General features: G+C 62.5%; 20 protein-coding genes. 1 reads left to right on the top strand and 19 read right to left on the bottom strand.

Features of this window, described 5'->3' with window-relative positions; all coding sequences use genetic code 11:
• Positions 1-88: 88 nt before the first annotated feature.
• A complete protein-coding gene (gene secA, locus NCR40_RS11560; protein WP_244826294.1) occupies positions 89-2,902 on the bottom strand; it encodes a preprotein translocase subunit SecA in 2,814 nt (937 codons plus the stop codon).
• A 288-nt stretch (positions 2,903-3,190) separates the two neighbouring features.
• Here secA and NCR40_RS11565 point away from each other — a divergent pair, with 288 nt between their 5' ends.
• Entirely contained in the window at positions 3,191-3,685 is a 495-nt protein-coding gene (locus NCR40_RS11565) for a DciA family protein (protein WP_250509503.1), read from the top strand.
• Between the two features lie 50 nt (positions 3,686-3,735).
• Here the strand turns inward: NCR40_RS11565 and lpxC are convergent, their stop codons facing one another.
• From lpxC to coq7, 18 genes are all read right to left on the bottom strand, one after another.
• Positions 3,736-4,653, bottom strand: coding sequence for a UDP-3-O-acyl-N-acetylglucosamine deacetylase (gene lpxC / locus NCR40_RS11570; protein ID WP_250509504.1), 918 nt, complete (start codon positions 4,651-4,653; stop codon positions 3,736-3,738).
• Positions 4,654-4,919: 266 nt separating this feature from the next.
• Positions 4,920-5,423, bottom strand: a complete 504-nt coding sequence (locus NCR40_RS11575) for a peroxiredoxin (RefSeq protein ID WP_250509505.1) — start codon at positions 5,421-5,423, stop codon at positions 4,920-4,922.
• A 282-nt stretch (positions 5,424-5,705) separates the two neighbouring features.
• Complete coding sequence (gene ftsZ / locus NCR40_RS11580; protein WP_244826298.1) at positions 5,706-6,908, bottom strand: cell division protein FtsZ; 1,203 nt, start codon at positions 6,906-6,908, stop codon at positions 5,706-5,708.
• A 144-nt stretch (positions 6,909-7,052) separates the two neighbouring features.
• Positions 7,053-8,285, bottom strand: coding sequence for a cell division protein FtsA (gene ftsA, locus NCR40_RS11585; RefSeq protein WP_244826299.1), 1,233 nt, complete (start codon positions 8,283-8,285; stop codon positions 7,053-7,055).
• 26 nt (positions 8,286-8,311) lie between these two features.
• A complete protein-coding gene (locus tag NCR40_RS11590) occupies positions 8,312-9,064 on the bottom strand; it encodes a cell division protein FtsQ/DivIB (protein ID WP_244826300.1) in 753 nt (250 codons plus the stop codon).
• Positions 9,065-9,094: 30 nt separating this feature from the next.
• Positions 9,095-10,036, bottom strand: a complete 942-nt coding sequence (locus NCR40_RS11595; protein ID WP_244828120.1) for a D-alanine--D-alanine ligase — start codon at positions 10,034-10,036, stop codon at positions 9,095-9,097.
• A 26-nt stretch (positions 10,037-10,062) separates the two neighbouring features.
• Positions 10,063-11,454 carry a UDP-N-acetylmuramate--L-alanine ligase gene (gene murC, locus NCR40_RS11600; protein WP_244826301.1) on the bottom strand — a complete coding sequence of 464 codons (1,392 nt, stop codon included), beginning with the start codon at positions 11,452-11,454 and terminating at the stop codon, positions 10,063-10,065.
• Positions 11,455-11,457: 3 nt separating this feature from the next.
• Entirely contained in the window at positions 11,458-12,591 is a 1,134-nt protein-coding gene (gene murG, locus NCR40_RS11605) for an undecaprenyldiphospho-muramoylpentapeptide beta-N-acetylglucosaminyltransferase (RefSeq protein WP_250509506.1), read from the bottom strand.
• Positions 12,588-13,886 (bottom strand): putative lipid II flippase FtsW, encoded by a 1,299-nt coding sequence (gene ftsW, locus NCR40_RS11610; protein ID WP_244826303.1) that lies wholly within the window; start codon positions 13,884-13,886, stop codon positions 12,588-12,590. The genes murG and ftsW overlap by 4 nt, the downstream gene beginning before the upstream one ends.
• A complete protein-coding gene (murD, locus tag NCR40_RS11615; protein WP_250509507.1) occupies positions 13,883-15,394 on the bottom strand; it encodes a UDP-N-acetylmuramoyl-L-alanine--D-glutamate ligase in 1,512 nt (503 codons plus the stop codon). Before murD ends, ftsW begins: the two co-directional genes overlap by 4 nt.
• 77 nt (positions 15,395-15,471) lie before the next feature.
• Entirely contained in the window at positions 15,472-16,641 is a 1,170-nt protein-coding gene (gene mraY, locus NCR40_RS11620; RefSeq protein WP_250465716.1) for a phospho-N-acetylmuramoyl-pentapeptide-transferase, read from the bottom strand.
• Positions 16,642-16,661: 20 nt separating this feature from the next.
• The gene (locus NCR40_RS11625) at positions 16,662-18,092 is read right to left on the bottom strand and encodes a UDP-N-acetylmuramoyl-tripeptide--D-alanyl-D-alanine ligase (protein ID WP_244826306.1); all 1,431 of its coding nucleotides are present in this window, start codon (positions 18,090-18,092) and stop codon (positions 16,662-16,664) included.
• Positions 18,089-19,615, bottom strand: a complete 1,527-nt coding sequence (locus NCR40_RS11630; protein WP_250509508.1) for a UDP-N-acetylmuramoyl-L-alanyl-D-glutamate--2,6-diaminopimelate ligase — start codon at positions 19,613-19,615, stop codon at positions 18,089-18,091. The genes NCR40_RS11625 and NCR40_RS11630 overlap by 4 nt, the downstream gene beginning before the upstream one ends.
• Positions 19,612-21,471: a peptidoglycan D,D-transpeptidase FtsI family protein gene (locus NCR40_RS11635; RefSeq protein WP_244826308.1), complete on the bottom strand. Its 1,860-nt coding sequence runs from the start codon at positions 21,469-21,471 to the stop codon at positions 19,612-19,614. Before NCR40_RS11635 ends, NCR40_RS11630 begins: the two co-directional genes overlap by 4 nt.
• Positions 21,468-21,812 carry a cell division protein FtsL gene (gene ftsL, locus NCR40_RS11640; RefSeq protein WP_250509509.1) on the bottom strand — a complete coding sequence of 115 codons (345 nt, stop codon included), beginning with the start codon at positions 21,810-21,812 and terminating at the stop codon, positions 21,468-21,470. Before ftsL ends, NCR40_RS11635 begins: the two co-directional genes overlap by 4 nt.
• Complete coding sequence (rsmH, locus tag NCR40_RS11645) at positions 21,809-22,762, bottom strand: 16S rRNA (cytosine(1402)-N(4))-methyltransferase RsmH (protein WP_250509510.1); 954 nt, start codon at positions 22,760-22,762, stop codon at positions 21,809-21,811. Before rsmH ends, ftsL begins: the two co-directional genes overlap by 4 nt.
• A 15-nt stretch (positions 22,763-22,777) precedes the next feature.
• A complete protein-coding gene (mraZ, locus tag NCR40_RS11650; protein ID WP_250465724.1) occupies positions 22,778-23,206 on the bottom strand; it encodes a division/cell wall cluster transcriptional repressor MraZ in 429 nt (142 codons plus the stop codon).
• Positions 23,207-23,590: 384 nt separating this feature from the next.
• The gene (gene coq7, locus NCR40_RS11655) at positions 23,591-24,247 is read right to left on the bottom strand and encodes a 2-polyprenyl-3-methyl-6-methoxy-1,4-benzoquinone monooxygenase (RefSeq protein WP_250509511.1); all 657 of its coding nucleotides are present in this window, start codon (positions 24,245-24,247) and stop codon (positions 23,591-23,593) included.
• Positions 24,248-24,279 lie beyond the last annotated feature (32 nt).

Genomic DNA, 24,279 nt, shown 5'->3' on the forward strand with positions numbered 1-24,279 from the left:
GAGCGACGCCGTGAAACGCGCGCGAAAGCGCCAGATGGACAAACGACGCATTGCTGCGTCGCTTGGTCCGTTTCGTCTGAGCAGCCTATTAAGCCAGCTTGCCGTGACAGTTTTTGTACTTCTTCCCGCTGCCGCACGGGCACGGGTCGTTGCGGCCGACCTTCGGCAGATCGTCGGCTGAACGTGTGACGACGCTGACGTCGTCGCCTGCGGACATAGCCTGATTGACCATCTGCGCGGCGGCAGTTGCCGCCACCGCGGCAGGCGCGGGCGCTGCCGCCGGCGCGTTGAAGTCCGCGTGCGTGAACGACACGTTCTCCAGATGGCTGCCACGCTCTTCGTACTGTTCTGCGGCTTCTTCGAGCTGCTCCGGCGACTGGATCTGCACGTTCATCACGACGCGCGTGACTTCCTGCTTGACCTCGTCGAGCATGGCCGCGAAGAGTTCGAACGCCTCGCGCTTGTATTCCTGCTTCGGGTTCTTCTGCGCATAGCCGCGCAGATGGATGCCCTGACGCAGATGATCGAGCGCGGCCAGATGTTCGCGCCAGCGGCTGTCGAGCGTCTGCAGCATGATCGAGCGTTCGAACGCGCTGAATGAATCGCGGCCGACCATGGCGACCTTCGCCTCGTACGCTTCGTCGGCGGCGGCGAGCACGGCTTCGTTGATTTCCTCGGCGTCGATGGAGTTCGACTCGTTAATCATCTCCTGCACGGCGAGATCGAGCGACCAGTCATTGCGCAGCACTTCTTCGAGCTCGGGCGCGTCCCACTGTTCCTCGATACTGCCCGCCGGCACGAAGTTGCGCACCAGGTCGCCGATCACGCTCTGACGCATGGCCGCGATGGTTTCCTGCACGTCCGTCGCTTCCAGCAACTCGTTGCGCTGCTGATAGATCACCTTGCGCTGATCGTTGGAGACGTCGTCGTATTCGAGCAGTTGCTTCCGGATGTCGAAGTTGCGCGCTTCCACCTTGCGCTGCGCCCCTTCGATCGACCGCGTGACCATGCCCGCTTCGATCGGCTCGCCTTCCGGCATCTTCAGGCGGTCCATGATCGCGCGCACGCGGTCGCCCGCGAAAATGCGCAGAAGCGGATCATCCAGCGAAAGATAGAAGCGCGACGAACCCGGATCGCCCTGACGGCCCGCGCGGCCGCGCAACTGGTTGTCGATACGGCGCGATTCATGCCGCTCGGTCCCGATGATATGCAGGCCGCCCGCTTCCTTCACGGTGTCGTGCAGCATCTGCCATTCGTCGTGCAGCTTCTGAATCAGCCGGGCCTTTTCGCCTTCGGCAATCGAAAGATCCGCCTCGATGAACGAAGCCTGCTTCTCTACATTGCCGCCAAGCACGATGTCCGTGCCGCGACCGGCCATGTTGGTCGCAATGGTCACGGCGCTCGGACGCCCCGCTTCCGCGACGATGGCCGCTTCGCGCGCGTGCTGCTTCGCGTTCAGCACTTCGTGGCGAATGCCTGCCTGAGTGAGCAGGCCGGAGAGCAATTCCGACGCTTCGATGGACGTCGTGCCGACGAGCGTTGGCTGACCGCGTTCGACGCACTCGCGAATGTCGCGGATGACGGCGTCATAACGTTCCTTCGATGTCTTGTAGATCTGATCCTGCTTGTCGACACGCTTCGGCGCACGGTTGGTCGGGATCACGACCGTTTCCAGACCGTAGATTTCCTGGAACTCGTAGGCTTCCGTGTCAGCCGTGCCGGTCATGCCGGACAGCTTGGAATACATGCGGAAATAGTTTTGCAGCGTGATGGAAGCGAGCGTCTGGTTTTCGCTCTGGATCTGCACGTGCTCCTTGGCTTCCACTGCCTGATGCAGACCGTCCGACCAGCGGCGGCCCGTCATCATGCGGCCCGTGAATTCGTCGACGATAACGACCTCGCTGCCCTGCACGACGTAGTGCTGATCGCGGAAGAACAGCGTGTGCGCGCGCAAAGCGGCGTACACGTGGTGCATCAAGGTGATGTTCTGCGGCGCGTAGAGACTTTCGCCCTCGCCGATCAAACCCCATTCGGCAAGCAGACGCTCCGCCTTTTCATGGCCCGATTCGGTAAGGAACACCTGACGCGCTTTCTCGTCGAGCGTGTAGTCGCCCGGCTTTTCGACGCCCGTGCCGTCCGCCTTCTCCTCGCCGATCTGCTGTTCGAGCAGCGGCGGGAGCGCATTCATGCGCACGTAGAGGTCGGTGTGATCTTCGGCCTGACCGGAAATGATGAGCGGCGTACGCGCTTCGTCGATGAGGATCGAATCCACTTCATCGACGATGGCGAAGTTGAGCGGCCGCTGCACGCGCGCGTTGGTCTCGTAGACCATGTTGTCGCGCAGATAGTCGAAGCCGAATTCGTTGTTCGTGCCGTAAGTGATGTCCGCCGCGTAGGCTTCCTGCTTCTGGCCGTGTTCCATTTGCGACAGATTCACGCCGCACGAAAGACCCAGGAAGTTGTAGAGACGCGCCATCCATTCGGCGTCGCGTTGCGCGAGGTAGTCGTTCACCGTCACGACATGCACGCCGCGGCCCGACAGCGCGTTCAGATACGCGGCGAGTGTGGCGACGAGCGTCTTGCCTTCGCCCGTGCGCATTTCCGCGATCTTGCCGTAATGCAGCACCATGCCGCCGATCAACTGGACGTCGAAGTGGCGCATTTTCAGGACGCGCCGACTCGCTTCGCGACAGACCGCGAACGCCTCGGGCAGAAGCACGTCGAGCGATTCGCCGCTCGCGACGCGCTGGCGGAACTCGTCCGTCTTCGCGCGTAGCTGATCGTCCGTGTATTTCTCGACGGTCGGCTCGAGGGCGTTGATCGCCACAACGGTCTTTTGGTACTGCTTGACCAGCCGCTGATTGCGGCTGCCAAAAATCTTCTGAAGGAAACCGGTGGTCATCGGATCAGTGTCTGCGTCGCGGCTTCGGATGGGCGCATGTTGCTTGCTGCGTCCGAGTTCGGAGAACCCCGGCGACTTAAGTCCATTGGGTGAAATCGAATCGGGAATTTTAGCACGCGAGTTTGGCAGACCTTACGTCCGCGTGGGCTCGCGCGCGTCGGGGGAACGCGACAGTCAACCGTTTGAAAGTTTGTTCCGGCGCGGTTGCCGAATAAGGCTTGCGCGTCGGGGAAGCGCGCGGGCGCGCGTTACAATCGAACCATTGCGTCGGGCGTTCTCAAGCCAAAAATGAGCCGTTTTTCTACAAATTCAAGATCTGGACCGCAGCGGTTCGATCCGCGCAAGCCACAGGCGCTGGCCGATGTCCTCGATCGCACCGATGCCTTTCGCGCATTGCGGGCAGGCGTCGAGCAAGTGGCGGCGCTGCAGCGCGATCTGAGCACGCTCCTGCCGGATTATCTCGCGGCCAATGTCGAGCCCGGTTTCATCAAGGATGGCGTGCTAGCGCTTTTCGCCGCGCATAACGCGCTCGCGGCGCGGCTGCGCCATATCGAGCCCACTTTGCTCGCCGATTTGCAGCAACGCGGCTGGGCGGTCAACTCGCTGAGAGTGCGCGTGCGTCCGCAATCGATGCAGGACGCGGTGCCGCCCAAGCAAGCGCGGATGTCGGCGGCGGGCGCATCGGCGCTGCACGAGCTTGCCGAGACGCTCGCGCCTTCGCCGCTACAGGAAGCGCTCGCGAAAATGGCCGCGCGTCATCGAGGCAACGGCGAAAAAAAATGAGCGATGCTTTCGCACCGCTCATTCGCTTGAAACTCGCTGCCTGAAGTGACTCAGGCAAATGCCGTCTGCGTGTCGAAACTGAAACCGCGCGGCGCCTTCTGAATGTCCTCGAACGTGACCATTTCGTAAGCGTCTTCGTTTGCGAGCAATTCGCGCAAAAGCATGTTGTTCATGGCGTGGCCGCCCTTGTACGCCTTGTAGGACGCGAGCAGGGGATGCCCCACGACATACAGGTCGCCAATGGCGTCCAGCATCTTGTGCTTCACGAATTCGTCGTCGTAGCGCAAGCCGTCGTTATTCAGGATGCGGTACTCGTCGAGCACGATCGCGTTGTCCATGCTGCCGCCGCGTGCGAGACCGAGTTCGCGCATCATTTCAACTTCGTGCGCAAAGCCGAACGTACGAGCACGCGCGATTTCACGCACATATGACGTAGTCGCGAAATCCACTTCCAACGCCTGACCGGTCTTGTCGACGGCTGGGTGACGGAAGTCGATGGTAAAGCTCAGTTTGAAGCCGAAATACGGGTCGAGACGCGCGAATTTATCGCCGTCGCGCACTTCGACGGGCTTCGTCACCTTGATGAATTTCTTCGGCGCGTTCTGCTCTTCGATACCCGCCGATTGAATCAGAAACACGAACGAAGCCGCGCTGCCGTCCATGATCGGGATTTCCTCGGCGGTTACATCGACATACAGATTGTCGATACCGAGTCCCGCGCATGCCGACATCAAGTGCTCGACGGTGGAAACGCGCGCGCCGTCCTTCTGCAACACGGACGCCAGACGCGTGTCGCCGACTGCCATCGCGGACGCGGGAATGTCGACCGGCTGCGGCAAGTCGATACGCGAGAACACGATGCCCGTGCCAGCCGGTGCGGGCTTGAGCGTCAGTTCGACCTTCCGGCCGGAATGGAGCCCGATCCCCACGGTCTTGACTACGGTCTTGATTGTTCGCTGCTTCAACATGATTTTCTTCTTCCGATATGAATTCCCAATAAAGAGAATTAATCGCACTATATAAGCTAATAGGCCGAAGTATACTCCATCCAGTGCACGTCGTCGCGCTCCGGGAGGTTTCAAGTGTTTCCCGGTGTTACCTGCCGATGACAGATTTAATGAAGTAGAACGGGCCGATGGCCGGAATGGAGGCATTTCCGGTCATCGGCCCCAAGTTGCGGCTGTTTGAGAGTGCGTCTGCGGCGTTGTACAGAGACAACGCGACGCCGCTTCACTCAGCGCAACGTCGCCAGGATGCTTTGAGCGTCGCTGACTTCGAACTTGCCGGGCGCTTCGACATTGAGCGTCTTGACCACGCCATTGTCGATCACCATCGCGTAGCGCTGGGAACGAATCCCCATGCCGCGCTCGGTCAAATCCTGATCCAGTCCGAGTGCCTGGGCAAAACGCGCACTGCCGTCCGCGATCATCTTCACCTTGCCCGCGGTTTGAAGATCGCGTCCCCACGCGTTCATGACGAACGCGTCGTTGACGGAAACGCACCAGACTTCGTCGATACCCTCAGCGGAAAACTTCTCCGCCGCCTCGACATAGCCGGGCACGTGTCTGGCGGAACACGTCGGCGTGAACGCGCCCGGCAATCCGAAGATCACCACGCGCTTGCCAGCGGTCCGCTCGCGCGCCGAGAACCCGTTCGGTCCCACGGCGCAGCCTTCGCTCGGCTCCTCGATGAACTCGAAGAGACGCACATCCGGCAACGTTTCACCCACTTTGATCATGCTCGGTCCTTCCCTCGTCAGTGCCCGCACATTCCGGCGAAGTGCATCGTCCCGCGCTTGACGCTTTATCGCGAAGTTCGACGACACCGGCTTCATCTGCACAGTGGCAAATTCGTGGAGAGCGCCTGGCCACGGCCTGGCGTCCGATTCGATACGTCCTCGAACGCGGCCTTGGACAGTCGCCCCACGTGAAGCCTGCATTGTCGCGCTTCTCGACTCAGCGCGCGTGATAACGGGTGCTACGGCTTCGCTCGTCGCCATGATTCGGCGATGAGGCCCGTCTTAGTCCGCTTGCTTGCGCAGGAACGCCGGGATGTCGTAAGTGTCGACGCCCTTTTCCTGCAATGCCTGCACATGCGATGCCGCCGTTTCCCGCGTCGAACGCCACACTGCCGGCGTGTCCAGCTGACCGTAATCCGTCGGCTGACCATGCTGCGGCGAATACGTGTTGTGCGTTGCGTGCGCATGCGCGACCGGCTGATTGTCGGTGCCCGTGCGCAGGAGGGTCATTGGCGCTTGCTGCTGCTTCTTCGCCGCACGGCCCAGGCCCGTTGCCACCACCGTCACGCGCAGGGCGTCGCCCATTGCGTCGTCGTACACCGCGCCGAAGATCACGGTTGCGTCGTCGGCCGCGTAGCTCTTGATGGTATTCATCACTTCACGCGTTTCCGACAAACGCAGCGAACGGCTCGACGTGATATTCACGAGCACGCCGCGCGCACCCGACAAGTCCACGCCTTCGAGCAACGGGCTCGCCACGGCCTGTTCCGCCGCGAGACGCGCGCGATCGACGCCGGCGACTGTCGCCGTGCCCATCATCGCTTTGCCTTGCTCGCCCATCACGGTCTTCACGTCTTCGAAGTCGACGTTCACGAGACCATCGACGTTGATGATTTCCGCGATGCCCGCGACAGCGTTGTTCAGCACGTCATCCGCGCACTGGAAGCACTTGTCCATTTCGGCGTCATCGCCCATTACGTCGAACAGCTTGTCATTCAACACGACGATGAGCGAGTCGACGTGATCTTCCAACTGCTGCGAGCCGGCTTCCGCCACGCGCATGCGGCGGCCGCCTTCGAACTCGAACGGCTTGCTCACGACGCCGACGGTCAGAATGCCCATTTCCTTCGCGATCTGCGCGACCACTGGCGCCGCGCCCGTCCCCGTGCCGCCACCCATGCCCGCGGTGATGAACACCATGTGCGCGCCACGCAATGCATCGGCGATACGCTCGCGCGCGTCTTCCGCCGCTTCCTTACCCTTGTCCGGCTTGGCGCCCGCACCGAGACCGGTCATGCCCAATTGCAGAACCGCCGGCGCGCGTGAGCGAGCCAGTGCCTGCGCGTCGGTATTCATCACGATGAAGTCGACGCCTTGTACACCTCTGTTGATCATGTGCTGCACGGCGTTGCCACCCGCACCTCCGACACCGACCACCTTGATGATCGTTCCGTTGGTTTCCGTTTCCAGCATTTCGAAATCCATGTTGCCTCCGTCAAGAATGAAGATCGGCGTTATTCGGCGAGAGATCGGGCAACCCCTCACCGCGCGCCAGCCGCCGGTACTGGCACGAATTATATTCAGCGTCTGCTGCTTTTTCTTTCGTGCTACTTATGTTTCTTATTCGATTCAGAAGTTTCCGAGAAACCAGTCTTTCATGCGCGTGAAGACCTGGCCCATCGATCCGTTCTGTACCGCGACCTTGCGGCCGCGCATGCGTTGCGAGCGTCCTTCGGCGAGCAGGCCCATGGCCGTCGAATAGCGCGGATTGCGCACGACGTCTGCAAGGCCGCCCGCGTATTCCGGCACGCCGATACGCACTGGCTTCAGGAAAATGTCTTCGCCGAGTTCGACCATGCCGGGCATCATCGCCGCGCCGCCGGTCAGGACGACGCCGCTCGACAGCAATTCTTCGTAGCCGGATTCGCGCACGACCTGCTGCACCAGCGAGAACAGTTCCTCGACACGCGGCTCGACCACCGCTGCGAGCGCCTGACGCGACAGCGTGCGCGGACCGCGTTCGCCGAGACCCGGCACTTCGATCATCTCGTCGGGATCGGCGAGCGCCTGCTTCGCGATGCCGTAGCTCACCTTGATGTCTTCCGCGTCCGGCGTCGGCGTGCGCAGCGCCATCGCGACGTCGCTCGTGATTTGATCGCCAGCGATGGGAATCACGGCCGTGTGACGGATCGCGCCTTCGCTGAAGATGGCGATGTCCGTCGTGCCGCCGCCGATATCGACGAGCACCACGCCCAGTTCCTTCTCGTCTTCCGTCAACACCGCCAGCGACGAGGCGAGCGGCTGAAGAATGAGGTCGTTCACTTCGAGCCCGCAGCGGCGCACGCACTTCACGATGTTCTGCGCCGCGCTCACCGCGCCCGTCACGATATGCACCTTTACTTCGAGCCGGATACCGCTCATGCCGATAGGCTCGCGCACGTCTTCCTGTCCGTCGATGATGAATTCCTGCGTCAGGATATGCAGCACCTGCTGATCGGTCGGGATGTTGATGGCCTTGGCCGTTTCGATCACGCGGGCGACGTCCGTCTGCGTGACTTCCTTGTCCTTGATCGCCACCATGCCGCTCGAATTGAAGCTGCGGATATGGCTTCCCGCAATGCCGGTGAAGACATTCGTGATCTTGCAATCCGCCATCAGCTCGGCTTCCTCGAGCGCGCGCTGAATGGATTGCACCGTGGCCTCGATGTTGACCACGACGCCCTTCTTCAACCCCTTCGAGTCGCTCTGACCGAGTCCGATCACCTCGTAGTGGCCCTCGCCTTTCAGTTCGGCGACGATCGCGACCACCTTCGACGTTCCAATGTCGAGGGAAACCAGCAGGTCTTTGTAGTCTTTGCTCATAGCGTGCTCATGCCCGTTTTGTCTGCTTACTTCTTGGCCTTGTCGGTGTCATTGATGAAACGCATTCCAGCTGCTCGTATCGCGAAGCCATTCGGGTAACGCAAATCCGCGTATTCGATGTCGTTGCCCCAACGCCCCGTCACCGACGGCCACGACGCGACGAAGCGCCGACTGCGTTCGAGCAATGTGTCTTCATTGCGCTCGCGGCCCAGTTCGAGCTGCGTGCCGTTCGAGAGCTTGACCGTCCACGCGAATCGCGGCGACAGCGTCACTTCCTCCGGCTGCGCGTCGAGCGGCGCGAACCACTTCTGAAAATCGTGATACCGGGCGACCACTTCCTTCGCCGTGCCCTCGGGACCGTCGAACGCGGGCAGGTCGTCGTCGAGTTCGCCCTGGTTCGCCGTGAAGAGTTCACCGTCCACGCTCACCAACTGGTCGTTGCCCCAGGTGCCGAGCGGCTTGTATTCCTCGAGTGTCACTGCGAGCGCATTCGGCCAGACGCGCCGCACGCTTGCATGACGCACCCACGGCATCTGCTCGAACGCGGCGCGGGCCGTATCGAGATCGACCGTGAAGAAATTGCCCTTCAGATGCCCCACCACGCTCGCGCGCACCGTCGGCGTGTTGATGTGCGCCGTGTCGCCGTCGATCTGGATACCGCGCAGACGAAACTCGGGACGCTGTATCGCCCAGATGCCCGCGGCGGCCAGCAGCATAAGCACGAGCATCAAGTGCAGCGCGCTGGCGGCGAGGTTCATTTGGCGAACGTTGTTCCACATGGTTCGTTTGCTTGTGTCCTGTGCGAATGCTTAGTCTTCGAGCGTCAACGACAACACCTTCACCACCAGATCCTTGTAGCTGATGCCGACCGCGCGCGCCGCTTTCGGCGGCAACGAGTGATCCGTCATGCCCGGCGCCGTGTTGACTTCGAGAAAGTACGGATTGCCGTCGAGGTCCAGCATGAAGTCGGCGCGGCCCCAGTCCGTGCAGCCGAGCATGTCGAAGGCGCGCTGCGTCAGTTGCTTCATGCGCGCTTCCTCCGCTTCGGTCAGGCCGCAGGGAATCAGGTACTGGGTGTCGTCGGCGACGTACTTCGCGTGATAGTCGTAAAACTCGCCCGCCGGCACGATCTTGATGACCGGCAAATCCAGATTGCCGGCGATACAGCACGTGAACTCGCCGCCGCCTTCGATGCTCTTCTCCACGATCACGATCTTGTCGTACTTCGCGGCTTCTTCGAGCGCGGGCGCGAGCGTTTCCGCGCTCTTCACCTTGATGACAGCGACGCTCGAGCCTTCCGTCGCCGGCTTCACGAAAAGCGGCAAGCCGAGCTTCGCAATGATCTCGTGCGTGCGCGCGTCGTAGTCTTCACCGCGATACACGGTCTCGAACGGCGGCGTGGGAATGCCGGTCTGCTGCCACACGAGCTTGGTGCGCAGCTTGTCCATGCCGAGCGCCGAACCGAGCACGCCGCTGCCCGTATAACGGATGCCGTAAAAGTCCAGCGCGCCCTGCAACTGGCCGTTCTCTCCATAGCCGCCATGCAGCGCGATAAACACGCGCTCGAAACCTTCCGCCTTCAAGTCCGAGAGCGGACGCTCCGCCGGATCGAACGGATGCGCGTCGATGCCCGCTTCGCGCAAACCTTCGAGCACGAGCCGTCCCGAGTTGAGCGAGACTTCGCGCTCGGCCGAGTTACCGCCAAGCAGCACGGCGACCTTGCCGAAGACCTTGGGATCGAGTTGATTCACGTTGCTTTTGGTTGCGTCTTTCATGTTCAGTTCTGGCTCAGCGCGAGCCGCCCGCATACACCGCCGATGGAACCCGCGCCCATGGTGATCACCACGTCGCCGTTGCGCGCAAGCGTCGTCACGGCATCGGGTACTTCGTCCACGGTTTCGACGAACACCGGTTCGACCTTGCCCGCCACGCGGATGGCGCGCGCGAGCGCACGGCCGTCGGCGGCGACGATGGGGGCTTCGCCCGCGGCGTAGACATCGGTGAGCACGAGGGCATCGACGGTGGACAACACCTTCACGAAATCCTCGAAGCAGTCGCGCGTGCGCGTGTAGCGATGCGGCTGGAACGCGAGCACGAGCCGGCGATCCGGAAACGCGCCGCGCGCCGCCGCGATGGTCGCGGCCATCTCGACCGGGTGATGACCGTAGTCGTCGATCAGCGTGTACGCGCCTTCGTTGTCGTTCGCCTTCACTTCGCCATAACGCTGGAAGCGCCGGCCCACGCCGTTGAACTCAGCGAGCGCACGCTGGATATCGGCATCCGCGACTTCGAGTTCGGTCGCAATGGCGATGGCGGCGAGCGCGTTCTGCACGTTGTGCGTGCCCGGCAGATTCAGTTCGATATCGAGCGGCGGCGCGTCTTCGCGCAGCGTCGTGAACTTCATGCGGCCGCCGCGCGCTTCGACGTTCACCGCGCGCACTTGCGCTTCGGCGCCGAGACCGTAGCGGATGATCGGCTTCGACACGAACGGCAGGATTTCGCGCACGTTCGGGTCGTCCACGCACAACACGGCAATGCCATAGAACGGCAGGCGATGCGTGAATTCGATGAACGCCTGCTTCAGCCGCGCGAAGTCGTGGCCGTAGGTGTCCATGTGATCGGCGTCGATGTTCGTGATGACTTCGATCACGGGAAAGAGGTTGAGGAACGACGCGTCCGACTCGTCCGCTTCCGCGACGATGAAGTCGCCCGTGCCGAGCCGCGCATTCGCGCCCGCGCTGATCAGCCGGCCGCCAATGACGAAAGTCGGATCGAGTCCGCCTGCCGCCAGCACACTTGCGACGAGCGACGTGGTCGTGGTCTTGCCGTGCGTGCCTGCAATGGCGATGCCCTGCTTCAGGCGCATGAGTTCCGCGAGCATGACCGCGCGCGGCACGATAGGCACGCGACGATGACGCGCGGCCAGCACTTCCGGATTGTCTTGCCGCACGGCCGTGGATACGACGACCGCGTTCGCGCCTTCGATGTTCTGTTCGTGATGCCCGATAGCCACGCGCGCGCCGAGCATCTTGAGGCGCTCGGTGATTGCGTTGTTCGACAGGTCCGAACCGCTGACCTGATAACCGAGATTAAGCAGCACCTCGGCGATGCCGCTCATCCCGACTCCGCCAATGCCGACGAAGTGAATGTGTTTGACGATATGTTTCATGACTTAATGTGCCTCTCGAGCTTGCGCGTGGGTACGCGCACCGGCCACGTCGGCGCAAACCTTCGCGACCCGTTCCGTCGCGTCCGGTTTCGCCAGCGCGCGCGAACGCTCGGCCATTGCCGTAAGCGTTTCGCGCGACTGCATACGCAACCAGCCGGCGAGCCTTTCCGCCGACAAATCGCGTTGTTGTATCAATTCAGCCGCGCCGTTCCTGGCGAGGAACGCGCCGTTGGTCGTCTGGTGATCGTCGACGGCGAACGGGAACGGCACGAACAGCGCCGCTACGCCGACCGCCGCGATCTCGGAGACGGTCATCGCGCCTGAACGGCAGATCACGAGATCGGCTGCCGCATAAGCGCTTGCCATGTCTTCGATGAACGGTACGAGTTGCAAGTCGCCGCCACGCGAAAAACCTGCCGCGGCGTAATTCGCTTGGAGCGCTTCGATATGCTTCGCGCCTGCCTGATGCACGATGCGCGGACGTTCTTCGTCGCTCAACAGGGCAAGCGCCTTCGGCACCGTTTCGTTGAGCGCAGCCGCGCCGAGACTGCCGCCGACCACGAGCACGTTCAACCGGCCCGAACGCGCGGCATAGCGTTCTTTAGGTGGCAATGTGCGCGTTAGTTCCGCACGAATGGGATTACCCGTCCATTCGGCATTGGGAAGCGCGTTCGGAAAAGCGACGAGCACGCGCTTCGCAAGATGCGCGAGCACCTTGTTCGCGAGTCCCGCGATGGAATTCTGTTCGTGCAGCACGAGCGGGCAGCCGGCGAGTCTCGTCATCACGCCCGCCGGGAACGTGATGTAGCCGCCCATGCCGAGCACGACATCCGGCTTCACCTGACGCAGCACGCGCAGACTCTGCGAACACGCGCGCAACAGATTCACGGGCAACATGAACTTGGTCTTGATGCCCTTGCCGCGCACGCCGCCGAAGCGCACGGACTCCATCGGAATACCGTGCTTCGGGACGAGCGTCGCTTCCATGCCGCTCGCATTGCCGAGCCACACCACGCGCCAGCCCTGCGCCTGCATCCAGTGCGCGACCGCTAGACCGGGGAACACGTGGCCCCCGGTGCCGCCCGCCATGACCATCAGCGTGCGTGCGTTCGCAGTGGATGAGCCTTGCACGGTCATACCTTGCCTCCGCGCATCAGCACCCGGTTTTCATAATCGACGCGCAGCAGTACCGCGAGCGCGACGCAGTTCAAGAGAATGCCCGAGCCGCCGTAGCTCACGAGCGGCAACGTGAGACCCTTGGTCGGCAGAAGACCGAGATTCACGCCCATGTTGATGAAGGTCTGCGCGCCGAACCAGATGCCCACGCCCTTGGCCATCAGACCGGCGAAGGTGCGATCGAGTGCGAGTGCCTGACGGCCGATCTCGAATGCGCGGCGCACGATCCAGTAAAACAACAGGATCACGCAGATCACGCCGACGAAGCCGAGCTCTTCACCGATCACCGCGAGGATGAAGTCGGTATGCGCTTCCGGCAGATAGTTGAGCTTCTCGACGCTGCCGCCGAGGCCCACGCCGAACCATTCGCCGCGTCCGAATGCGATGAGCGAGTGCGTGAGCTGATAAGCCTTGCCTTGCGCGTAACGGTCGTCCCACGGATCGAGGTAAGCGAAGATTCGCTCACGACGCCAAGGCGATGCCCACACGAGCAAGGTGAAGGTGCCGACCGCCGTCGCCACCAGGCCGCCGAACAGCTTGCCGTTGACGCCGCCGAGGAACAGCACGCCCATGGCGATAGCCGCGATCACCATGAACGCGCCCATGTCCGGTTCGAGCAGCAAGAGCGCGCCGACCGCGCCGACCGCGACCGCCATCGGCAAAAAGCCCTTGCCGAAGCTATGCATGAACTCTTGCTTGCGCACGGTGTAGTTCGCGGCGTAGATGGTCACCGCGAGCTTCATGATTTCCGACGGCTGCATGTTCGTGATGCCAAGCGGAATCCAGCGGCGCGCGCCGTTCACGCCCTTGCCCACATGCGGCACCAGCACGATGACGAGCAGCACGAGCGCCACGAGAAAGAGCTTCGGCGCGTACTTGTCCCAGGTCTTGATGGGAATCTTGAACGCGATGACCGCGCCGACGAGCGCCGTTGCTATCGAGATCAGATGGCGCACGAGGAAGTGGTAGTCGCGATACTGCGCGTACTTCGGCGAATCGGGCATGGCGATCGAAGCCGAATACACCATCACGATGCCAAGGCCGAGCAGCGAGATCATCACCCACAAAAGCGAGTAGTCGTAGTCGAGCATGCGCGAGCGCGCCGGACGCACGCCGTTGACCGCGCTCGAAATGCCGCCCGCGGTTTCGGGACGTCCGACGCGCACCGAAGCGCCCGCGCGACCCGCAAGCGAATCCTGCGGAACCGCATTGCGCTGGCCAGTCAATTTCGATCCAAAGCGTTCCGACCAGCTCATAGCATGACTCCCCGCGCGGCGGCAATTTCTTCGACCGCGCCGCGAAATACGTCGGCGCGATGTGCATAGTTTTTGAACATGTCGAGGCTCGCGCAGGCGGGCGAGAGCAGGACGGCATCGCCCGGTTGCGCGAGGCGCGCGGCGGACTGCGTCGCGGCTTCGAGCGTGGCGTGATCTTCGAGCGCGACGCCGGTGGCTTCGAGCGTTTGGCGAATGCGCGGCGCGTCGCGGCCGATCAGCATGACGGCGCGCGCCCAGCGTGCGACCGGTGCTTCGAGCGGCGAGAAATCCTGGCCCTTGCCGTCACCGCCCGCGATCAGCACGATGCGTTGCGCGAGACCGTCGAGCGCGGCGACCGTGGCGCCGACGTTGGTGCCCTTGCTGTCATCGACGTAATCGACGCCTTCGATCTGCGCGATCACTTCGACGCGATGCGGCTCGCCGTGATATTCGCGCAAGCCGTGCAGCAAGGCGGCGAGCGGCAGATCGACCGCACGTGCGAGCGCCAGCGCCGCCAGCGCGTTGGCGGCGTTATGCAGACCGCGAATGCGCAGCGCGTCGGCAGGCATGAGGCGCTTGCTCACCACGTTCGGCGCGGCGGCTTCCTGCTTGCGACGACGCGAGCTGACCGGTTCGTCGGCGGCGTCCTGATCCACGCCTTGCGCGAGCCAGACCATGCCGTTCTCGCGCAAAAGCCCGTAGTCGCCCACGTTGACCGGCTTGTCCAGACCGAAGCTCACCACGCGATTCGCCGCGACGTTCTTCGCGAGCGCCATGGTGCGGGCGTCGTCGCGGTTCAGCACGCGCGTCGTGCGCGCGCCGAAAATGCGGCCTTTCGCGGCGGCGTAGGCGTCGAGACCGCCGTGCCAGTCGAGATGATCCTGCGTGATGTTCAGCACGGCGGCGGCGTCTGGCGCGAAGGTGTGCGCGGTTTCGAGCTGGAAACTCGACAGTTCGAGCACCCAGACGTCGGGCAGCGCGGTTTGATCGATGGCTTCGGTGAGCTTGTCGAGCATGGCCGGGCTGATGTTGCCCGCGACCGCCACGCGCTTGCCCGCTCGTTCGCACAGGAGGCCCGTGAGCGCGGTCGTCGTGGTTTTGCCGTTCGTGCCCGTGATGGCGATCACCTTCGGCTGATAGCCGTCCATACCGAGCTTGGCCAGCGCCTGCGCAAACAATTCGAGTTCGCCCCACACAGGAATGCCGCGTGCTTTAGCAGCATCGATCAGCGGCGCGAGGTCCGGCGCGAGCGGCGAAAGTCCCGGGCTGATGGCGACGATCTCGATACCGCCATCGAGCAATTCAGTCGAGAACGGGCCGCCGACGAAGTCCGCATCGATCTGATGGATGGCGAGCTCGGAAAGATTCGGCGGCAGTTCGCGCGTGTCGGCGATGCGCAGGCGGCAGCCGTGCCTGACGCACCAGCGCGCCATCGCGAGACCCGATTCACCGAGTCCCAGCACAAGCACCATCGGACTTTGCCGATCCACAAACTTCTCGCCAAACATCGCTTTACCTTTGACCTGAAACGAAAATTCAAGAAACCTTCGAGCGTCGCACCATCGACACGAAAATCACCGCGAAATCAACGCAGCTTCAACGTCGACAAACCAAGCAGACACAGCATCAACGTGATGATCCAGAAGCGCACCACCACTTGCGTCTCGGTCCAGCCGGACAGTTCGTAATGGTGATGCAGCGGCGCCATCTTGAAGAAGCGGCGGCCCTCGCCATAACGGCGCTTCGTGAACTTGAACCAGAAGACTTGCAACATGACCGAAAGCGTTTCGGCCACGAATATGCCACCCATGATGAACAGCACGATCTCCTGACGCACGATGACGGCAATGGTGCCGAGCGCGCCGCCGAGCGCGAGCGCGCCGACATCGCCCATGAACACTTGCGCCGGGTGCGTGTTGTACCAGAGGAAAGCGAGACCGGCGCCTCCCATGGCCGAACAGAAGATCAGCAATTCGCCCGCGCCGGGAATATGCGGGAACAGCAGGTACTTCGAATACACGGAGCTACCCATGACATAAGCGAACGCGCCGAGCGACGCGCCCACCAGCACCACGGGCATGATGACCAGGCCGTCGAGGCCGTCGGTGAGATTCACCGCGTTGCTGGCGCCGACGATCACCAAGTACGTCAGCGCGATGAAGCCCCATACGCCGAGCGGATAGCTGATCGCCTTGATGAACGGCAGCATCAAGTCGGCACGCGCTGGCAGACCCATGGAAAGACCGCTGCGCACCCACGCCATGAAGAGATCGAACACGCGCGCGTTGTTCGCTTCGGACACGCTGAAGGCGAGGTACACCGCAGCGAAGAGACCGATGACCGACTGCCAGAAATACTTCTCGCGCGACGACATACCGCGCGGGTCCTTGTACACGACCTTGCGATAGTCATCCACCCAGCCGATCACGCCGAAGCCGAAGGTCACGAGCATCACGATCCACACGAAGCGGTTGGTGAGGTCGGCCCACAACAGCGTCGAAATGGCGATACCAATGAGGATGAGCACGCCGCCCATGGTCGGCGTGCCGGACTTGACGAGGTGCGATTGCGGGCCGTCACGGCGCACGGCCTGACCGACTTTCAACGCGGTCAGTTTGCGGATCACCCACGGACCGCAGACGAGCCCGATCAGGAGCGCCGTCGCCGTGGCGCCCACTGCGCGGAACGTGATGTAGGTAAACACGCGCATGAAGCTGGCGTCATTCTGGAGCCATTGCGCGAGTGCGAGTAGCATGCTGGTCCTTCTCTTTCAGTTCAGTGTGCCGCGGGCGTGGTGCCCGCGACGGGTGGTTGTGGACTTGTCACGGCGTCCACCACGCGCTCCATCTTCATGAAGCGCGAGCCTTTCGCGAGATACGTGGCGCCGGGTCCGAAGCCGGCTTGTTGCACTGCTTGAATTAGGGCGGCGACATCGTTGAAATGCGCGCCGGCCTGCTTCGATGCCGCAGCGTTGAATGCGTTCACGGAATCGACGCTCGCGTCGCCCAACGCGAAGAGCGCGTCGATTCCGCGTTGTGCCGCATAAGCGCCGACTTCGCGATGGAACGCTGGACCTTCTTCGCCTACTTCGCCCATGTCGCCCATGACGAGCACGCGCGGCGATGCTTGCGATGCGAGCACGTCGATGGCCGCGCGCATGGAGTCGGGGTTGGAGTTGTACGTGTCGTCGATCACGGTGGCGCCGGAAAGCGCGCCAAGCACCGCGCGCTTCACTTGCAGACGTCCCTTGACCGGCTGAAATGCTTCGAGACCGCGCTTGACGGCATCGAGCGATACGCCTGCAGCCAGTGCCGCCGCCGTTGCGGCCAATGCGTTGCGCGCGTTGTGATCGCCAAGCACGGCAAGCGCGATGTCGATCTCGCCTTGCGGCGAGCGAACGTGCACCGTCGTGCCGTCGAGCGTGCCGGTGACGGCCGCCTTCGCTGCGTCCTCGCTCAATGCGAAGTCCATGATCGGATTGCCGGTCGCGGCCACGCGCCAGATGCTCGCGTAGTGATCGTCGGCGGGAAACACGGCCGTGCCGGTTTCGCCGAGCGCGTGAATGACCGATGCATGTTCGAGCGCGACGGCTTCCACCGTTGCCATGAATTCCTGATGCTCGCGTTGCGCGTTGTTCACCACGGCGACGGTCGGCGCGGCGATCTTGCCGAGCACACTCGTTTCGCCGGGATGATTCATGCCGAGTTCGACGACCGCGAGTTTGTGCGCCGCGTTCAGGCGAAACAACGTGAGCGGCAAACCGATGTCGTTGTTGAAGTTGCCGGCCGTGGCGAGCCGCGCATCTTCGCCGACCGCGGCCGCGAAGATCGACGAGATCATTTCCTTGACCGTGGTCTTGCCGTTGCTGCCGGTAACGGCGACGAGCGGCATGGCAAAGCGCTCACGCCAGCCGTGTGCCAACGCACCGAGCCCGATGCGCGTGTCCTTTACCTTGATGACTGGCAGCGGCCAGGCATTCCCGGATGATGGCTCGCGCGAAACGAGCGCCGCTGACGCACCGCCCTTTGCAACCTGATCGAGAAAGTCGTGCGCATCGAAACGATCGCCCTTCACCGCTACGAAAAGATCGCCGGCCTGAACCGCGCGGCTGTCGGTGACGATGCGTTCGATCGCGAGGTTTTCATCGCCCTGCAAAACGGCGCCGGGAATGAGCGCTGCGGCTTCGCGCAAGGTGAACATGGTCATTCGCCACCTCCGCGCTGCTGCGTGGCACGTGCGGCAAGCGCGAGGCGTGCGTGGTCCTGATCCGAGAAAGCGCGTTTCTTGCCCATGATTTCCTGCGTGGCTTCGTGGCCCTTTCCGGCCAGCACGACGACGTCTTCGCGCGCCGCCGCGCGAATCGCCTGCAAGATCGCGCTCGCGCGATCTTCGATACGGCGCGCTTTCCTGGCGTCCTTCATGCCGCCCGCGATCTGGTCGATGATCGCTTGCGGGTCTTCGCCGCGCGGGTTGTCGCTCGTGATGACGATCTGATCGGCAAGGCGCTCGGCAATCGCGCCCATGAGCGGGCGCTTGGTCGCGTCGCGGTCGCCGCCGCAACCGAACATGCAGACGAGTTCGCCGCCGCGCGCAGTCGCAATTGGACGCAAGGCGGCGAGTGTCTTGTCGAGCGCGTCGGGCGTATGCGCGTAGTCGATCACGACGAGCGGCTCATCGCTTTGCGGCCGTCCGCCGAGCCGCTCCATGCGGCCGTTCACCGATTCGAGTTTCGCGATGCGTGCAAGCGCGGTGTCGAACGGCACGCCGACTTCGAGCAGCACGCCGAGCACGGAAAGCAGATTACTGACGTTGAAGGCGCCGAGCGTGCCGACTTCCACGTCGGCTTCGCCCCAGTCCGACGAAAGATGAAACGCGGTGCCCGTTGCGGTGGCGCGCACGTTGGTCGCGAGCAAAAGCGCATCGGCGCTTGGCACGGCGTTCACGGGAATATCGACGCCGTATGCAATCGTGCGCACCTTGCCGCGCAGCGATTCGATCAAACGTTGTCCCGCCGCGTCGTCGCGATTGACGATTGCGGTTTTGAGCGTGGGCCACGCGAAAAGACGCGCCTTGGCGGCTTCGTATGCGTCGAAAGTGCCGTGATAGTCGAGATGATCCTGCGTGAGGTTCGTGAAGATGGCGAGGTCGAAATCCGTGCCGTTCACGCGCCCTTGATGCAGCGCATGCGACGAGACTTCCATCGCCACGCCCTCCGCGCCCTGCGTCTTGAGTTGCGCGAGATTGCGCTGAAGCTGTGCCGCGTCGGGCGTGGTGAAGCCGGTATGAACGAGCTTGCCCGGCATGCCGATACCCAACGTGCCGACGATTGCGCACGGCCGGCCGAGCGCGGTGAGCGCGGTGGCAATCCACTGACTGCACGAAGTCTTGCCATTGGTGCCCGTCACGCCAACGGTGAGCATCGACGCGGTCGGCTCGCCGTACCATGCAGCGGCAATCGGGCCGGCGAGTTCGTTGAGCTTTGCAACGGCGAGCGTCTTCGACGCATCCGGCTTGCCCGTGAAGTTTTCCGGCTGATACAGCGCCGCCACCGCGCCCGCTGCGAGCGCGGCATTCAGATAAGAACGGTTGTCCGCGCCATCGACGGCATAGGCCAGAAACACGTCGCCGCTCTTGAGTGAGCGCGTGTCGGCATGCAGGTTCGCCGAGGGTTGCGCATGTGCGCGCAGCCATTCGACCGCGTTCGATATCTGGCGGGCCTGCGCGCTCATCGCACGACTCCCGGATGCGTCTTCGTATTGCTCGACACTGCGTATTTCTTCGCGGCTATTGCGTTGTTGGCGTTGTTCGCGGGCTGCTTCGCCGGCGGTTGCGTTGCGGAGTTCGAATCGTCGGTCACGACCATTTGCTTGACCGGCATGTCGGGCGGCACATTGAGCGCACGCAGCGTGTCGCCGGCGATGGCCGAGAAAACGGGACCCGAAACCTGGCCGCCGAAGTGACTGCCCGCCGTCGGTTCATCGACCGATACGGCCACGACGATGCGCGGATTCGGCATTGGCGCCATGCCGACGAACGACGCGCGATACTTCGAATGGTCGTAACCGCGACCCGCATGCTTGTACGCGGTGCCGCTCTTGCCGCCGACGCGATAGCCCGGCACCGCTGCATCCGGCGACGTGCCGCCCTTCGACACCACGGTTTCGAGCATGGCGCGCACTTCACGCGCGGTGGTCGGCGAAAACACTTGCTGACCCTGCGCCGGTTGATCGCCCGGCGTGCGGAAAATGGACACCGGCATGACCTGACCGTCGTGCGCAATCGCGGTATAAGCGCGCGCTAGCTGAAACAGCGAAGCAGACAAGCCGTAGCCATAAGACATGGTTGCCTGCTCGATGCGCCGCCAGCTCTTCCACGGCCGCAGCCGTCCCGTCACCGCGCCAGGGAAACCAACCTTCGGCGCCTGACCGAGACCGAGGCTCGTGTACATGTTCCACATTTCTTCGGCGCGCAATTGCATCGCAATTTTGGTCGCGCCGATATTGCTCGATTTCTGAATCACTCCACCGACAGTGAGCGTGCCGAAACCCGAATCGTCCGTGATGCGCGCGCCGTCCAGCACGAACGTGCCGCCGCCCGTTTCGACGAGCGTATTCGGCGTCACGCGATGCAAATCCAGCGCGAGCGAAACGGTGAACGGCTTCATGATCGAGCCTGGCTCGAAAGTGTCCGTGAGAATGCGGTTGCGCAACTGCTCGCCAGTCATGCGCGTGCGGTCGTTCGGGTTGTACGTGGGATAGTTGACGAGCGCGAGTACTTCGCCCGTTTTGGTGTCGATCACAATTGCAGCGCCAGCCTTCGCCTTCGACTTCTCGACCGCAGCCTTCAGATTCGTGTACGCGATGTACTGAATCTTGCTGTCGATCGAGAGTTCGACGTCCGTACCATTATGCGGCACGACCTGCTCGTCGACATCCTCGACGATATGACCCATGCGGTCCTTGATGACGCGACGCATGCCAGGCGTACCCGCGAGGACACCTTGGTCGCCGAGTTCGACGCCTTCTTGTCCCTTGTCTTCAATATTAGTAAAGCCGATCAGATGCGCAGTGATTTCGCCTTCCGGATAGAAGCGCTTGTATTCGCCGCGCGAATAGATGCCGGGAACGTCGAGCTCCGCGACCTTTTGCGCGACTTCGAGCGGCACCTGACGCTTCACGTAGACGAAGGTCTTGTCCATCGAGAGTTTCGCGCGCAGATCTTTCTGCGTCATGTCGAGCAACTTTGCGAGTTGCGCGAGCTTGTCCGCGCCGAGGTCGTTCGGCACGGCTTCGGGAATTGCCCAGATGGCCTTCACCGGCAGACTCGTGGCGAGCACGAGACCGTTACGGTCGCGAATCTGGCCGCGCGTGGCGGGCATTTCCAGCGTGCGTTGATAGCGGCTTTCGCCTTGCTTCTTGAAGAACGCGTTGCCCGGACCCTGGATCCAGAATGCCCGCCCGGCGAGCGCGACGAACGCCATGAACAACATGAACACGACCAGCTTCGAGCGCCACATGGGCAGACGCACGGCGAGGATCGGATTCGGCGTGTAGGCGACGTCCTTTTGTTTCGCGGATTTTTTCATCGTTTGGCTCCGCGTGCGGGCGGCGCCGACGCGGGCAGCGGCGGCGGCATGGGCGCGTCGGCGGCCTTGAAGGTCGCCGGGTCGTAGGTCAGGTATTGCGTGCGGCCGGTAGTGACGGGCTGCATCTTCAACGAGTTAGTAGCCAATTGCTCGATGCGCGAGGTCTTCGACAACGCGCTCTGCTGATACTGAAACTGCGCATAATCCTGCTGCAACTGACGCTCTTGCGACTGCGCCCTTTGCAATTCGATGAACACTTGCCGCTGCTTGTTGGTGGCGCTGACGACCGACAACGCGCACCCGAGCACGACGATCAACAGGAAGATATTGAGGCGATTCATGGCGCGATCCGCTCCGCGATACGCATGACCGCGGACCGGGCGCGCGGGTTGGCGGCGACTTCAGCGCCGCTCGGAAACACGCGGCCCACGACCCGCAACGGCGGGCTGGGAAGATCGACCGCGCGGATCGGCAAGCGACGGTCCACGGCGGGCGCGCTGGCATGCGCCTGCATGAAACGCTTGACGATCCGGTCTTCGAGCGAATGAAAGCTGATCACGACCAGCCGCCCCCCTTGCTCCAACAACGAAAGTGCCGACTCAAGTACTACTTGCAGCTCCGCAAGCTCTTGATTGACGTGAATCCGTATAGCTTGAAAGGTGCGAGTTGCCGGGTCCTTGCCCTTCTCACGGGTTTTGACGACGTGACCCACGATTTCGGCAAGCTCGCTCGTGCTGTCGAGAGGCCCAAGACGCTCGGACTCTGCCCTGCGAGCAACAAGCGCCTTTGCAATCTGAAAAGCAAACCGTTCTTCCCCATAATCTCTGATCACCTCCGTGAGTTCCTGCACCGTTGCCCGCGCGAGCCACTCTGCCGCCGACTCCCCTCGAGTCGGGTCCATGCGCATGTCGAGCGGACCTTGCGCGCGAAAACTGAAGCCGCGCTCCGGGTCGTCCACTTGTGGCGACGACACGCCCAGGTCCAGCAACACGCCCGACACTCGCCCCATCCCACGCTCGCTCGCCGTATCGCGCAGGGCAGCGAAACTGTCATGCACAATCGAAAAGCGTGAGTCTTGTATCTGTTGCGCCGTGGCGATTGCGAGCGGGTCTTTGTCGAAGGCGACGAGCCGCCCCGCTTCGCCCAGCCGATCCAGAATGCCCCGGCTATGTCCGCCGCGCCCGAAAGTGCCATCTATATAGATGCCGTCCGCGCGCGTGATCAGCCCGTCAATTGCTTCGTTTAGCAGCACCGTGCGATGCTGCAGTTCATTTCTCATCGCAGGTGCCATGTTTTTAGCGCCGCGTCAGAAAGTGAAATTCTTCAGCGCGTCGGGCATGCCCTGCGCCATTGCCGCGGCTTCCTTCGCCGCATAGGTCTGCGAGTCCCATAATTCGAAGTGCACGCCCATGCCGAGCAGGGTCACTTCTTTTTCAAGCGATGCGGCAGAGCGCAGTTCGGGCGAGACCAATACGCGGCCGGCGCCGTCCATTTCCACATCCATTGCGTTGCCGAGAAAGATGCGCCGCCACCACATGGCTTCCATGGGAAGCGCGGCGACTTTGGCGCGAAAGACTTCCCACTCCGGGCGAGGAAACAGCAACAGGCATCCATCCGGGCTCTTCGTGAGCGTCACCCGGCCTTCTGCCTGCCCTTGCAGCGCTTCCCGATAGCGAGACGGAACCGACATCCGTCCTTTCGCATCGAGCGTCAGCGCCGACGCTCCCTGGAACACTCGCCCTTCTCCCTGTGCTGACGCCCCCGTTGGCGCCCGTCTTTTTGCGAAGTAGCCTTAATGTGACTCCGAAATCACACAAAAGACCACTTTCTGACACTGTCTCCCACTTTAGTGGAAGGCATTTCCTCGGTCAAGACGCGAAACTTTTTTTCGAGTAGTTTTTGCCCGTTAGAACAAGGACTTAGCGCAGGAGCTTAAAGTAGCACAAAGTAGAAAAGCGTTATAAATTATAGAGCTAGTGGACGATGTGAAAGTGTTACGTGAATTTGACCGACAAAATGAATGAAATGTAACCGTTCTTATAGGTGGATATGCCGCCTCCGCGCACGCGCAAACGGTAATTTGGTCGATGGAGCAGGCCATCGACCATGAGACTGCCGTCTAAATATAGTAAGCGGTGCGGGTCATGATCTTCGATGCTGCGCGCATCAACGCTCGCACGGGGAACGGAACCTCACCACCGCCCGCTCCGATAGCCGCGGCGGCATGTGCGGCTTCGTCCTGCCGCATCTGCTCGACGATCGCGCGCGACGCGTGATCGTTTTGCGGCAGCGTCTTCATGTGGCCATCGAGATGTTGCTCCACCTGACGCTCGGTTTCGGCCATGAAACCCAGGCTCGCGCGATCGCCGAGGCGTCCGGCTGCAAAGCCGATGGCCAGTGCGCCTGCGTACCACAACGGATTGAGCAGGCTCGGGCGCGAATCGAGATCGCGAAGGCGCTTGGACGTCCACGCGAGATGGTCTTCTTCCTCGCGCGCGGCGTGTTCGAAGCTCGCCTTCAGCTGCGGGCTATTGGTCGCCAGCTTCTGGGCCTGATAAAGCGCCTGCGCGCAGACTTCGCCGACATGGTTCACGCGCATCAGACCAGCGGCGTGCGTCCGCTCCTTCTCGTCGAGCGCGGGTTCGTCGATGCCCGGAAGGCTCATCTCCGACTGACCGAGCGCGTTCGGCTCCGGAACCGGGCGCGACATGCGGCTGATACCCGCCATGGAACGCAGGCCGCGGTCGAATTCGCTGATGACTTCGTCTAGCGTCATGGTTTTTCTCCCTCATCTCGTTGCGCGGAATT

It is taken from the genome of Caballeronia sp. GACF4 (assembly GCF_023631025.1).
Classification (GTDB): Bacteria; Pseudomonadota; Gammaproteobacteria; order Burkholderiales; family Burkholderiaceae; genus Caballeronia.